Raw genomic sequence first — 12930 nt, forward strand, 5'->3', positions numbered from 1 at the left:
TTTGAAATGAAGATCAGAGAAAGCGCTCGCTTACTCGATGATCCCCATGATGTCGCTTTCTTTCATCATCAGCAGCTCTTCGCCGTTGACGTTGACCTCGGTGCCCGACCATTTGCCGAACAGGATCTTGTCCCCAGCTTTGACAGCCATTGCGATCAGTTCGCCGCTGTCCTTGCGCGCACCTTCGCCGGTTGCGACGACTTCGCCTTCGCTCGGCTTTTCTTTTGCGCTGTCAGGGATGATCAGGCCGCCTGCGGTTTTCTCTTCGCTCTCTACGCGGCGAACCAGCACACGGTCATGAAGCGGTTTCAATGCCATCTTTGTAGCTCCTTGGGCTCAAAGTTTATCTATCCTCCCCCCGCCTTCCGACGAGGCGTTAGCACTCGGGGTGTGTGAGTGATAACGACGCATAGCTAGGGAGTCTAAAAGTCCGAGTCAACAATTTGTGAGAGATTTTTTTTGCAAAATGGATCAGTCAGCCTGTTCCCAGCTATAGGCCCAATGCTTCAACCCTTCTGCGCCCTCTGACGTAAGCCCATAGATGCCTTTTTCAACCTTCTCGAACCACCCGTAGTGGTTTTCCCGCATAAGCCGGGTGGCGACCGGGACCGCGACCGATCTGGCGACGTCCGCCCCCTTGGACGGGCCATTCTCGGCCAGATAGGCCGCACATTTCAGCGCATCCTGCCGATACGCCGTCACGATACCATGGCGCGTCGCGCCTCCGGCGTTCGGGTCGCCTTGCAGCCGGTCGAATTCGCGCAGCAACCGTGCGGCCCTGGCTTTGTTCTTACGGGGCGCGTAGGGGCCGGGATCGCACTGAACCTCGACCGTGCCATCAGCCCGCACGGTGATCAGGCCCAAGCCAAGCCTACGACACAGTGCCAGATTATCCTTGAGCGCCCGCCGGGCCGTTCGGCCCGTGGGTTTGCAGACGGCAACATAGACCAGATCGGTGAGTTTCAGCCGGGTGATCGCCTGATGAAACAGGGACAGCGTGAACCGCAGTTTCAGTTCGACAATCACCGGCGCATCCCCATCGCGCACCGCAACGATGTCGGCTGCGCCGACTTCGCCCTTGACGGTGTACCCCTGACGCTCCAGCAGCGCCTTGACCGGGGGATAGAGATCCTGCTCGCGGTTCATGTGGCCATGCTACGCAGATTGTCGGGGAATACCAGACGGGCGGCTTGAACATCGGCAGGTGGCGTGGCTAAGTCTGGGTTCAACTTCTTGACACCATTCAGGCTGGCCCCATGCGTTTGCTCACTTTTCTTGCGTTCCTTCTGTTTCCGATCTCGGCTCAGGCCGCATGCGAGGGGGTGGATCTGCGGCCACAACTGCCCGAGGAAACCCGGACCAAATTGCAAAGTGCAGTGGCCCAGATCGCTTATCCTGAAGGCAATCACTGGATTGCACGCAAGGGCGACACGGTTTTGCACATCATCGGCACTTTGCACAGTTACGATCCGCGCATGGAAGACGTGATTGACCGCCTTTCGCCCGAACTCAGCAAAGCGGACGCCTTTTTTTTCGAAGTCACTCAGCGCGACATGGACGCTTTCGAAAAGACCATGGCCAACGACCTGAGTGCGGTAATGATTACCTCGGGCCCTACGTTGATCGATCTGATGGCGGAAGACGAATGGGATGCGCTGTCCGCAGCCCTGGCCCAGCGCGGCATCCCCGGCTGGATGGCTGCGAAGATGCGTCCGTGGTTCCTGACCATGATGCTGAGCATTCCGCCCTGCATGATCGAGGACCCGAATTCAACTTACGGAATGGACGCCCGCTTGAACGATCTGGCCGTTGAAAAAGGTATTCCGCAGCACTCGCTGGAACGAATCGAAGACCTGATGGCCATGTTCGACAGTTATCCGCTCGAGAAACAGGTCGAGTCGCTTGTGCGCCTGTCCGGGGCGATGCAGGGCAATGCAGACCAGTTGGCCACCATGGCCAACGCGTATCTGGAAGAAAAGCACGCCGAGATCATACAGCTTGCCCGCCTACAGGGGCTTGAGCAGTCGGGCTTGAGCCCCGAAGCCTTTGATGCGGAATGGCAAAATTTCGAGCAGCAGTTGCTGGTGCAGCGAAATGCCAACTGGATGGCGCAGATTCTGGACATCAGGGATCAGACAGTTGTAATTGCGGTCGGCGCGGGACACCTGAGCGATGATTACGGCCTGCTGAACCAACTGGAAGAAGCCGGATACGTTCTGACACGCGCCGAATTCTGAACGGACCCAGCGGTTTTCAGACCAAGCGTCGCAGACAGTGCTCAGCGGCGTGACAACGGCTTTTAGCCGCCCTATAAGGCGCGCAAATTTCCATTCCGCAGGACACTGACATGACGACGCTAGTATTTGGCCACAAATCCCCCGACACAGATTCCACAGGTTCGCCGATCCTGTGGTCGTGGTACCTGAACGAGGTCAAGGGTGAGCAGACCGAACCCGTGCTGCTGGGTGAACCCAACACCGAAGCAACATTCATGCTGGAAAACTGGGACCTGCCCAAGCCGCGGATCCTTGAGGACCTGCCTGCGGAAACTCCGGTGGTTATCGTCGACACCAACAACCCCGCCGAACTGCCGGCCAACATCAACGACGCGGACATCCGCGCCATCATCGACCATCACAAGCTGGTCGGTGGCCTGGAAACCAAAGGCCCGATCGACATCACCGTGCGCCCCCTGGCCTGCACCGCCACCATCATGGTTGATCTGATGGGCGAAGATGCGGCCAAGATGCCCGACGCCATCAAGGGCGCCGCGCTTACCTGCATTCTGTCGGATACTCTGGAGTTCCGCTCTCCCACCACCACGGCGCATGACCGCGAGGTTGCAGAACGTCTGGCGGCCGAGCTCGAGCTGGACATTTCGGCATATGCGGCAGACATGTTCGCGGCGAAATCGGATGTCTCGTCCTTCTCGGACGCCGAGTTGATCCGCATGGACAGCAAAGAATACGAGGTCGACGGCACCAAATTCCGGGTCTCGGTTCTGGAAACCACCGCCCCCGGCGTCGTTCTGGACCGCAAGGCCAGCCTGGCGGACTCGATGGTGGACGTTGCCAAGGAAGACGGCGTCGATCAGGTGCTGCTGTTCGTGGTTGATATCCTGAACGAAGAGGCCACGCTGCTGGTCCCCAATGATCTGGTCAAAACCGTGGCCGAGAAAAGCTTTGGCGCAACCGTGGACGGCGACGCCGTCGTTCTGCCCGGTATCATGAGCCGCAAAAAGCAGATCATTCCGAACCTGAAGGTCTGATCCTCAAACGACCCAAATCTGAAGGCGTCCAATTCGGGCGCCTTTTTTCTTTGCTGACAGCCATTTGCGGACGCGTTGTCGGTTGTTAGTCTGACCGGGGGTCAAAAGCCCATCCCAGGTCAGGTAAATGCAATGGTCGTACGAAAACTGAGCACCACCCGCAGCATTCTTCTTTTTGAAGGTGCCGACAAGGCGGCGTATTGGCGACGCTTTGCAATGCTGCTGACGCTGTCGGTCGTGATTGCCACCATGGGGTTGCTGCGCAACTCCGGCGCTGTCGTGATCGCGGCCATGCTTGTGGCGCCGCTGATGACCCCGATCCTCGGGGTGGCCGCCGCGATGGTCATGGGATGGCTGAAACGCGCGGTGACGCTGGCGTTTACGGTGTGCCTGGCTGCCATTGTCTGCGTGATGATGGCATGGTTTCTGGTCTATGTCGCCGATGTTCCCCGTGGCATTTTGATCCCCGACCAGGTCCTGGCGCGCACCGATCCCGGCACCGAAGACCTGATCGTCGCGCTCGCTGCCGGTGTGGCCGGGGCCTATGTCCAGATCAACAAATCCGAATTGAGCCTTCTACCCGGCGCGGCCATCGGCGTTTCGCTTGTTCCCCCGCTGTCGGCTTCGGGCATTCTGTTGTATTTTGACGAACCCGCCGAAGCCTATGAGGCAGGGCTGCTTTTCGCAACGAACCTTGGCGCGATCATTCTGTCAGCCTGCGCGGTTTATCTTGTCTATGCCGCGCGGTCCGTGGTTTTCAGCAAGGGAAAGCGCAAGCTGAACTTTACCGCCAGCGTCTTTGTCGCGATCGCGTTTTTGGTCGTCGTCGTCCTGCAACTTGGGAAGTCCACCTACAACCGTTATCTGGAGACGCGCACCGAGGCGCAACTGGCCGATGCCATTCGCGCATGGGCCGATCCGGTTTCCGTGGAAATCATCCGCATCGACGTCAACGCTCAGCGCAAGCGGGCCGAGGTTTGGCTGATCGTCGATCTGCCCGCCGAAGCGCAGTTCAAGGTTTCTTCCATTGCCGGTTTGCTGCCACCCAAGCTGCGTGAGACCCCTCTGGTCGGGGTGCTGGAAGAGGAGCTTGGACCCGGATACCTAGCCATTATCCGGTATCAGCCGCGTATCGGGGCCCAGATCATCCTGGGAACGGAAAACGTTCAGCAGGCCCCGGACGTCACGGAAATTACCGAAGACGAGTAGCAGTTTCACCCGTTCCTTCGCGCAAACGGGAATGCGGGATGGTGTTCGGGCCCAAGCTTTGCCATAGCTGTCGCCAGCGCGATATCAGACCCAGAGGCCCCCATGACCCAGATCGTTTCCTCGCTTTCCGAGATCTCGGACCGTTACAAAGCATTGTTCGTCGACCTTTGGGGCTGTGTTCACAACGGCATCACGGCCTACCCCGAGGCCGTCGAAGCGCTGAAGGCCTATCGCGCCAAGGGTGGACTGGTGGTCTTGGTCACGAACTCTCCCAAACCCCGCGCCGGGGTGGCAGAGCAACTCGTGCAATTCAACGTCCCCGCCGACGCGTATGACACCATCGCCACCAGCGGGGATTCCGCGCGATCTGCGATGTTCCGGGGTGCTGTGGGGCACAAGGTTTATTTCATGGGCGAGTGGCAGCGCGATGCGGGCTTTTTCGAACCGCTGAAACTGCTGGATCACCCCATCCATATCGAGCGTGTGCCGCTGAAGGAAGCCGAGGGTATTGTCTGCTGCGGCCCGTTCGACCCGATGGCCGACCCGGATGTGAACCGGCCGGATTTCCTGTACGCCAAGCAGATGGGCATGAAACTGCTTTGTGCGAACCCTGACATTGTCGTGGACCGCGGCGAGGTGCGCGAATGGTGTGCCGGTGCTTTGGCCAGGCTGTACACCGAAATGGGCGGCGAGAGCCTGTATTTCGGCAAACCGCATCCCCCGATCTATGATCTGGCCCGTCGCAGGTTGCAGGAACTGGGGTACGATATCCCCGACAGTGACATTCTGGTGATCGGCGACGGCCCCCACACGGACATTCTGGGCGGCATGGGAGAGGGCATTGATTCTCTGTTCATCTCGGGCGGATTGGCCGCGGCAGAAACAAAAACGTCGCATCATCCGCATCACGAATCCCTAACCGCCTATATTGAAAGGGAAAAGATCAATCCAACCTACACGATCGGGCGCTTGAGGTAGCAAGAAAAGACTTGATTTTCTGCAACTGCGAAGTAATAAAGTTGCCAACCTTGGCCAAATGATGGTTTTTTCTTTCACGGCCGATTTCGAGTGAGGGCAACATGTTGGACAATCTTCCGCGCGGAACGATCTGTATCGAAGACATCGAAATGGGCATGTCCCGCCACCTGCGCAAAGTGGTGACGGATGAAGATATCGAAATGTTCGCGCAGGTCTCGACCGACCGGAATCCGGTGCATCTGGACGACGACTATGCCCGCGATACGATCTTCGAAGGCCGTATTGCCCACGGAATGCTGACGGCGGGTCTGATCTCGGCCGTGATTGGTGAACAACTGCCGGGTCACGGTACCGTTTACATGGGTCAGTCACTGAAGTTCCTGGCGCCTGTGCGTCCGGGTGACATGGTCTATGCCGAGGTGAAAGTGATCGACATCGATTTTGCCAAGCGCCGCGTCAAGCTGGACTGCCATTGTTCGGTCGAGGGCAAGAAGGTCCTGATCGGCGAAGCCATGGTGCTTGCCCCGTCGCGCAAGTTCGACTGACTGGCAAACACAGTCTTGCAAAAGGCGCCGGACCGGCGCCTTTTTTGTTTGTGCACTCAACTGCACAAAAGGTCGTCAGGAAGAACGGGTTCGTTTTCGCCCCTTCAGCGCACCTGATTCCAGAATGATTTCCGACACCACGTGTTCACGCCTGTAGGCCATCACGTGAACCCCGGAAACACCAGCGATGTCCCGGATCTGCTGGATCAGTTCGATACAGATCTTCTTGCCCTCTTCCGCGGGCTTTTCGGCCTTCTCCATCCGCTCGATGACATGATCCGGGATGTGAATTCCGGGCACATTGCTGCGCATCCAGCGTGCCGCGCGTGCCGAAGCGATGGGCCCCACACCGGCGATGATGAATACTTTTTCATCCAGACCGGCATCCCGAACCCGATCCATGAACCTTTCAAAGAGCGGAATGTCGTAGATATAGTTGGTCTGAATAAACTCGGCCCCCGCCTCGACCTTCTTTGCAAGACGTTCCGGGCGCCAGTCATAGGGCGGTATACAGGGGTTTTCCGCCGCACCCAAAAACAGTTGAGGGGGGCGCGTGATCTTGCGGCCGGAAAGAAACTTTCCCTGATCGCACATCGTTCGGATCGTCCGCAGCAAGGTCAGGGAATCAAAGTCGAACACCGGTTTTGCCCCCGGTTGATCCCCAACACCGACACCGTCGCCCGTCAGGCACAGCACGTTGCTGACGCCCAGCGCCGCAGCCCCCAGAACATCCCCCTGAATGGCGATCCGGTTCCGGTCTCGGCAGGAAATCTGATAGACCGGAGAATACCCCGCGCGGGTCAACAACGCACAGATCCCTATCGAAGACATGTGGCAGTTGGCACCAGACGCATCGGTTGCATTGATCGCATCCGCCACTTCACCCAGCGGCTGCGCCGCCTGAAAAACATCCTCGGGGTCAGCGCTGTCTGGCGGGTTCAGTTCAGCGGTCACCGCAAAGCGGCCCGAACGCAGAACTCTTTCCAATCGACTGTGCGAAACATAGCCTTCGGGAACAGGCACATAGCCGATCGGCTCGACCTCGCTGCGATGGGCATCATTCATTTCTTCAGCTCCCGGTTCACCGCGTTGGGGGGTTCAGCAGCCAGAGGTGCCGCAGAGGGTTCGTTTTCGCGCGCCTCCGGGAACGCCTGCGCAAGCGTTTCGCGGGCAGCGTCCCGGGCCTCGCGTTCCTGTGCAGCGATCTCGCGGCTGACCCGCAGCCAGGATGATGACCCTTTCAACGTGTGTTCCACGGGTGGAAGAACCTCTTTTATCTTGTCGCCCCCGTGTTGCATGCGGCTGGCCCCGTCCCAGGCCAAAGCCCAGACGCATTTCATATCGGGCTTCACCTCGCAGAACTCACCGGGACGTACGCCGCCGCATGGGCCGTTGCGCAGTTGCTTGGGGCAGTTCATCGGGCAAGACATACCCGTCGAAGACAAAACGCATTGTCCGCACATCTTGCAATCAAACAAAAGACTTTTGACGCCTTTTTCGACCAGCGCGATGGGGCGTTCAACGCGGTTGTAGCCGATCCTTGCAAAGACCGGATCCATCGCGACCATGCCCCGTTCGACACATTTGTAAATCCACTCGAACGCACGGGCGTTGCGAATCGCGAACAGTCGCAATCGATACATGGTCTGCCTCCTGTGCTGGGTCCATTTGAACCTGGCCGGGCCATCGTCCGCCCCCCCAGCGTGGTCCGAGGGCCGGAAACCCAGTCTACACCCAGTATTTTTTTTGGATCAAGCAGTTGGCCGAATGTCGCACAGCATTCCGGGGATGCCCTGTGTGCAATCAGGTCTGACAAATGGTTTTGGTGTGTTTCGCCAGGACCCGTGCCTTGAATTCAAACTGCCGCTTGAACAAATCGCAACGCAACGCTACGCAATCGCCTATGCACATCATCCGGGATTTCCAGTTTGTCGAGCCAGAAGATCGCGGCGCCAGCGTTGCGATCGGGAATTTTGATGGCGTCCATTTGGGGCACCAGTCGGTCATCGAACTGGCCCGCGACGCGGCCCCGGATGCGCCACTGGGGGTCATGACATTCGAGCCGCATCCACGTGAATACTTTGCGCCGGACTCTCCTCCGTTCCGCCTGATGCGCGGCAATGCGCGGGCGCATCGGCTTGAGAAGCTGGGTGTGGAGAAACTGTACGAGCTGCCGTTCAACGCGGCGCTGGCCGGGCTTTCCCCTGATGAATTCGCGCGCAACGTGATTTGTGACGGTCTGGGTCTGTCCCATGTCGTGGTCGGGGCCGATTTCTGTTTTGGCAGGGGCCGCAGTGGGACGGCTGACGATCTGGTTCGGTTCGGGCAAGAGATGGGATTTGGCGTGACGATTGCCCCTTTGATGCAGCGGTCGGAAAACGTGGTCTCGTCAACCGCCATCCGCACCGCATTGAGCGAGGGTCGCCCAAGGGATGCCGCCGCGATGCTTGGCCATTGGCACAGGATCGAAGGCGAGGTGATCGGCGGCGAGCAACGCGGGCGGGAACTGGGTTTCCCAACCGCGAACATGTCCATCGAAGGGCTCCACCCGCCGAAATTCGGTGTCTACGCGGGATTGGTCGACGTGCTGGATGGCCCGCATCAGGGCAGTTATCACGGCGCGGCCTCGGTTGGGATGCGCCCGATGTTCCATGGCGAAGTGCCAAATATCGAAACCTTCCTGTTCGACTTTTCCGGCGACCTGTACGGGGCGACCTTGTCGGTGGGGCTGATCGAATTTCTGCGCCCTGAAATGACATTTGACGGGCTGGATGGTCTGATCGCGCAGATGAATGCCGATTGTGAACAGGCCCGGGGCATTCTGGCCGCCCTATGAGCGCCGATCCGATTGAACGCACCGGCCTGCCCGCCCGGTTCTGGGAACGCAAACCCCTGCGCAAGATGAACCAGCGCGAGTGGGAGGCCCTGTGTGACGGCTGCGGCAAGTGCTGCCTCAACAAGCTGGAAGATGAAGACTCGGGCGAAGTGGCCCTGACCTGCGTCGCCTGCCGCCTGCTGGACGATGAAAGCTGCCGCTGCACGCAATATGACATCCGGCATCAATTCGTGCCTGAATGCATCGTCATGACACCCGACAATATTGACGAATACGCCTATTGGTTGCCGCAAACCTGCGCGTATCGGCTGCTGTGGGAAGGCAAAACGCTTTACGACTGGCACCCATTGTTGTCTGGTACGCCGGAAACCGTGCATGCCGCAGGCGTTTCAGTTCAGGGGCGCACGGTGTCCGAGTTCGAAACCCCCATGGAAGAGTGGGAAGACTACATTATCGAGGAGCCTAGCTGATGTATTTCGCATCTGACAATTCCGGGCCGGTTCACCCGCAGGTCATGGCCAAACTGGCCGAGGCCAATCAGGGCTACCAGATGGCCTATGGCGCCGACACGATGATGAACGAGGTGCGTGACCGCATTCGCAGCATCTTTGAAGCTCCGGGGGCGGCCGTCTATCTGGTGGCGACGGGGACAGCGGCAAATTCGCTGGCCCTTGCCACATTGTCCAACCCCTGGGAAACGATCTTCTGCTCTCCGGTTGCCCATATTCACGAAGACGAGTGCAACGCACCCGAGTTTTACACCGGCGCCAAGCTGACCCTTGTTCCCGGTGGCGACAAGATGGCGCCGGACGCGCTGCGCGGGTCCATCCTGGGCGAAGAAACCCGTGGTGTTCACGGGCCGCAACGCGGGCCGGTGTCGATCACCCAGGTCACCGAGCGCGGATCGGTCTATTCGCTGGAGGAGTTGCAGGCGGTGTGCGGGGTCGCAAAGGAATATGGCTTGCCGGTCCATCTGGATGGGGCCCGGTTCAGCAATGCCCTGGTGGCCCTGAATTGCTCTCCGGCTGACATGACATGGAAAGCTGGCGTGGACGCGGTCAGCTTCGGCGGCACCAAAAACGGCCTGATGGGCGTCGAGGCCGTGGTATTCTTTGATGAGAGCAAGGCCTGGGAATTCGAGCTGCGGCGCAAACGCGGGGCGCATCTGTTCTCCAAGCATCGCTACCTGTCCGCTCAGATGGCGGCCTATCTTGAGGATGATCTGTGGCTGCAATTGGCACGTCAGGCCAATGCAAACTGTGCCCGGCTGGCCGATGGCTTGCGTGCAAAAGGTGCCGAGTTCCTACACGAACCACAGGCCAATATGATCTTTGCCGCTTTTTCACGCGCAAAGCACAAACAGCTGCATGAGGCCGGGGCGATCTACCACCTCTGGGGGGCAGAGCTGGAAGGTGATGATGACGATGAAAGCCTTGCATGCAGACTGGTCTGCGACTGGTCGATCGGAACAGCCGAGATCGATCAGTTTCTCAGCCTGTTGTAACACCCGTCTCTTGGCCAGCTTTCCAAAGCTTTCGAAGCAGCACGCTGGTTTCACGGGGGTGCGAAATGGGCAGCATGTGCCCCGCACCTTGAACGACCTCATGGCGTGCGTTCGGCAGACGGCGCTGCAATCCCTTACAGATTGCGGGGATCGTCGGGTGGGTCTTTGATCCGCTCAGCAACAGGGTTGGCATCGATACGCGTTTACATCCGTCGGGGTCAAGCAACCCGGCGCGGTCATCGTACAGAACGGGATAAGACGCAGGAACAACATGAATTCCACGCACCATGCTGGCGCGCGTCCGCTCTGGCAGGTCAGGCCATTTGGGGCTGATGTCAGTGCTCCACATCCGGTTGAACAACCGCGCGGCTAGCGCTTCGTCGCCTGCTTGGAACGCTGCTTCAATCGGCTGGGACTCTCGCAGGTGCCGATCGAACAAATCGGGCGCGTCCTGTTTTGCCACGGCAAAGAACACAGGCTCGATCAGGGTCAAACTTCGTATACGGTCCGGGTGCTCGATGGCCAGTCTGAGCGCAACGATCGCCCCAAAGGAATGGCCGACCAGATCCGTGGGCTCGGTCAATTCGACCGCCGCCAGCCCTGTCACAGCGTGAAAGAAATCGCTTTGACCGTCCCAATCCGGACTGCGCCCATGAGACAGCATGTCCGGCGCAACAAGACACACGCTGTCATCCAATGCCTTGGCCAGGCCGGACCACGCACCGGAATGCGCAATGGTGCAATGAAGGGCAAGCAATTTGCGCCCACCATCGCCCAATCGTCTGACGAAACCGGATTGCATCTCCGTCGAGGCTGTCATCCTTTCATCTCGGACAGATGTCGATCCAGGTCGTCCAGGCGATCCTGCCCCCAGAACCGTTGACCATCCGGCGTGATGTAGAACGGCGCGCCGAACACGCCGCGATCCACCGCTTCTTCCAGATTGGCGGCATAGGTTTCGGCCCCGACCAGCAGACCGCTGTTGGCCAGTTCCGGGTCAAACCCGGCATTTGCCAGGCAGTCCCGGATCACATCATCCTGAGCGACGTCCTTTTCTTCGGCCCAGCAGGCGCGCAGGATCAACTGGCACAACTTACCCACGTCGCCCGAACCATCCTTGATCGCGGCGATGATCGCATAGGAAGACGGCGCCATGTTGGTCGGCCAGTGCGCCGGTTGCAGGTTGAACTCCATCCCCAGGTTCTTCGATTGACGCAGCAGCTCCTGAGCGCGGTATTCGATGCGCGATACATGACGGTCCTTCGGCGGCGTGCCCCCGGTGCGTGCGAACAGAGCCATGATGTCCAGCGGCTTGTAGTTGATCGTTGCTTCGTGTTTCGCCGCAATCTCTTCCAACCGGTTCCCCGCAAGATAGCTGTAGGGCGAAATTGTCGCAAAAAAGTAGTCAATCCGGGTCATGTTCACTTTCTCCGCTGCGTTACCTTTGCGGGACGGTAAGGCCATGCTAAGCGGTGTCAACATCACGAATCTGTCACATTGCCATTGCTGCCCGGGGACCTCAGCCGATGCCGACACTTCACGAACCCAAGCTTATCGCTGGGAACGCCAACCTTCCACTTGCCGAAACCATCGCCCGCCGCATGAGCCTGTATCGCGGTGTCGACCAGGGATTGGTCGATGCGCGCGTCGAACGTTTCAATGACGGCGAGATCTTCGTCGAAGTGTTCGAGAACGTTCGCGGCGAGGATATGTTCATTATCCAGCCGACCTCGAACCCGGCCAACGACAACCTGATGGAGCTGCTGATCATCGCCGACGCACTGCGCCGCTCGTCGGCGCAACGGATCACGGCCGTGATCCCCTATTTCGGCTATGCCCGTCAGGACCGCCGTACCAAGGCCCGCACGCCCATCAGCGCCAAGCTGGTGGCCAATATGCTGACCGGCGCAGGGATCGAGCGGATTCTGACGATGGATCTTCATGCCGCGCAGATTCAGGGCTTTTTCGATATGCCCGTCGACAACCTGTACGCCTCGCCGATCTTTGCGCTGGATGTCAAAAACCAGTTCAAGGACAATCTGGATGAGATCATGGTGGTTTCACCCGACGTGGGCGGCGTGGCGCGCGCACGTGAATTGGCCAAGCGCATCAATGCCCCCTTGTCGATCGTTGACAAGCGGCGCGAGAAAGCAGGCGAAGTCGCGGAAATGACCGTTATCGGGGATGTGAAGGACAAGATCTGCCTGATCGTCGACGATATGTGTGACACCGCCGGAACACTTTGCAAGGCCGCGCAGGTCCTGTTGGACAATGGCGCCAAGGAAGTTCATTCGTACATCACGCATGGCGTCATGAGCGGCCCCGCGGTCGAACGGGTGACGAACTCGGTCATGAAGTCGCTGGTGCTGACCGATACGATCCAGCCGACCAAAGAGATTTTGAAGGCAAAGAATATCCGCATCGTTCCGACTGCGCCGATCTTCACCCAGGCGATCCTGAACATCTGGAACGGAACCAGTGTGTCTTCGCTGTTCGAAGACAAGACGCTGACCCCTATCTACGAATCCATGTATCAGATGGATTGAGCAACAGGAGGCGACCGAACATGTCGCCGCCTGATTTCCGGAAT

Annotated in this window: 15 protein-coding genes; 9 read left to right on the forward strand and 6 right to left on the reverse strand. The window is 58.9% G+C overall.

Annotated features, from left to right (window positions below):
• Nucleotides 1-30 precede the first annotated feature (30 nt).
• Together groES and ACR0C6_RS14210 are read right to left on the reverse strand one after the other, a co-directional pair.
• Nucleotides 31-318, reverse strand: coding sequence for a co-chaperone GroES (groES, locus tag ACR0C6_RS14205; RefSeq protein WP_152458994.1), 288 nt, complete (start codon nucleotides 316-318; stop codon nucleotides 31-33).
• Between the two features lie 153 nt (nucleotides 319-471).
• Nucleotides 472-1146 (reverse strand): DUF2161 domain-containing phosphodiesterase, encoded by a 675-nt coding sequence (locus ACR0C6_RS14210; protein WP_171118784.1) that lies wholly within the window; start codon nucleotides 1144-1146, stop codon nucleotides 472-474.
• 110 nt (nucleotides 1147-1256) lie between these two features.
• Here ACR0C6_RS14210 and ACR0C6_RS14215 point away from each other — a divergent pair, with 110 nt between their 5' ends.
• The 5 genes from ACR0C6_RS14215 (at nucleotide 1257) to ACR0C6_RS14235 (ending at nucleotide 6000) form a co-directional block, all read left to right on the forward strand.
• Complete coding sequence (locus ACR0C6_RS14215; protein WP_480446062.1) at nucleotides 1257-2237, forward strand: TraB/GumN family protein; 981 nt, start codon at nucleotides 1257-1259, stop codon at nucleotides 2235-2237.
• A 110-nt stretch (nucleotides 2238-2347) separates the two neighbouring features.
• Entirely contained in the window at nucleotides 2348-3268 is a 921-nt protein-coding gene (locus ACR0C6_RS14220) for a manganese-dependent inorganic pyrophosphatase (protein ID WP_171229002.1), read from the forward strand.
• 132 nt (nucleotides 3269-3400) lie between these two features.
• Complete coding sequence (locus ACR0C6_RS14225; protein WP_480446063.1) at nucleotides 3401-4477, forward strand: DUF389 domain-containing protein; 1077 nt, start codon at nucleotides 3401-3403, stop codon at nucleotides 4475-4477.
• A 102-nt stretch (nucleotides 4478-4579) separates the two neighbouring features.
• Complete coding sequence (locus ACR0C6_RS14230; RefSeq protein ID WP_152458999.1) at nucleotides 4580-5455, forward strand: TIGR01459 family HAD-type hydrolase; 876 nt, start codon at nucleotides 4580-4582, stop codon at nucleotides 5453-5455.
• A gap of 101 nt (nucleotides 5456-5556) precedes the next feature.
• Nucleotides 5557-6000 carry a MaoC family dehydratase gene (locus tag ACR0C6_RS14235; protein ID WP_117872517.1) on the forward strand — a complete coding sequence of 148 codons (444 nt, stop codon included), beginning with the start codon at nucleotides 5557-5559 and terminating at the stop codon, nucleotides 5998-6000.
• 75 nt (nucleotides 6001-6075) lie between these two features.
• Here the strand turns inward: ACR0C6_RS14235 and ACR0C6_RS14240 are convergent, their stop codons facing one another.
• Together ACR0C6_RS14240 and ACR0C6_RS14245 are read right to left on the reverse strand one after the other, a co-directional pair.
• Complete coding sequence (locus ACR0C6_RS14240) at nucleotides 6076-7065, reverse strand: methylenetetrahydrofolate reductase (protein ID WP_480619865.1); 990 nt, start codon at nucleotides 7063-7065, stop codon at nucleotides 6076-6078.
• Nucleotides 7062-7643: a methylenetetrahydrofolate reductase C-terminal domain-containing protein gene (locus ACR0C6_RS14245; protein WP_171118794.1), complete on the reverse strand. Its 582-nt coding sequence runs from the start codon at nucleotides 7641-7643 to the stop codon at nucleotides 7062-7064. Before ACR0C6_RS14245 ends, ACR0C6_RS14240 begins: the two co-directional genes overlap by 4 nt.
• A gap of 260 nt (nucleotides 7644-7903) precedes the next feature.
• Here ACR0C6_RS14245 and ACR0C6_RS14250 point away from each other — a divergent pair, with 260 nt between their 5' ends.
• Genes ACR0C6_RS14250 through ACR0C6_RS14260 form a run of 3 tightly spaced genes read left to right on the forward strand, consistent with a single transcriptional unit; the run spans nucleotide 7904 to nucleotide 10340 of the window.
• Complete coding sequence (locus tag ACR0C6_RS14250; RefSeq protein WP_480619867.1) at nucleotides 7904-8836, forward strand: bifunctional riboflavin kinase/FAD synthetase; 933 nt, start codon at nucleotides 7904-7906, stop codon at nucleotides 8834-8836.
• Nucleotides 8833-9306, forward strand: coding sequence for a YcgN family cysteine cluster protein (locus ACR0C6_RS14255; RefSeq protein WP_480619869.1), 474 nt, complete (start codon nucleotides 8833-8835; stop codon nucleotides 9304-9306). The genes ACR0C6_RS14250 and ACR0C6_RS14255 overlap by 4 nt, the downstream gene beginning before the upstream one ends.
• Complete coding sequence (locus tag ACR0C6_RS14260) at nucleotides 9306-10340, forward strand: threonine aldolase family protein (RefSeq protein WP_480619871.1); 1035 nt, start codon at nucleotides 9306-9308, stop codon at nucleotides 10338-10340. Before ACR0C6_RS14255 ends, ACR0C6_RS14260 begins: the two co-directional genes overlap by 1 nt.
• On the opposite strand, the gene ACR0C6_RS14265 is transcribed toward ACR0C6_RS14260, so the two are convergent.
• Together ACR0C6_RS14265 and ACR0C6_RS14270 are read right to left on the reverse strand one after the other, a co-directional pair.
• Nucleotides 10327-11160, reverse strand: a complete 834-nt coding sequence (locus tag ACR0C6_RS14265; protein WP_480619873.1) for an alpha/beta fold hydrolase — start codon at nucleotides 11158-11160, stop codon at nucleotides 10327-10329. The two genes, ACR0C6_RS14260 and ACR0C6_RS14265, sit on opposite strands and share 14 nt — an antisense overlap.
• Nucleotides 11157-11759 carry a DsbA family protein gene (locus ACR0C6_RS14270; protein ID WP_480619875.1) on the reverse strand — a complete coding sequence of 201 codons (603 nt, stop codon included), beginning with the start codon at nucleotides 11757-11759 and terminating at the stop codon, nucleotides 11157-11159. Before ACR0C6_RS14270 ends, ACR0C6_RS14265 begins: the two co-directional genes overlap by 4 nt.
• A 107-nt stretch (nucleotides 11760-11866) precedes the next feature.
• Between ACR0C6_RS14270 and ACR0C6_RS14275 the strand changes: the two genes are divergently transcribed.
• Nucleotides 11867-12886, forward strand: coding sequence for a ribose-phosphate pyrophosphokinase (locus ACR0C6_RS14275; protein ID WP_152459007.1), 1020 nt, complete (start codon nucleotides 11867-11869; stop codon nucleotides 12884-12886).
• The last annotated feature ends 44 nt before the right edge of the window (nucleotides 12887-12930 follow it).

Source organism: Ruegeria sp. AL12 (assembly GCF_056540885.1).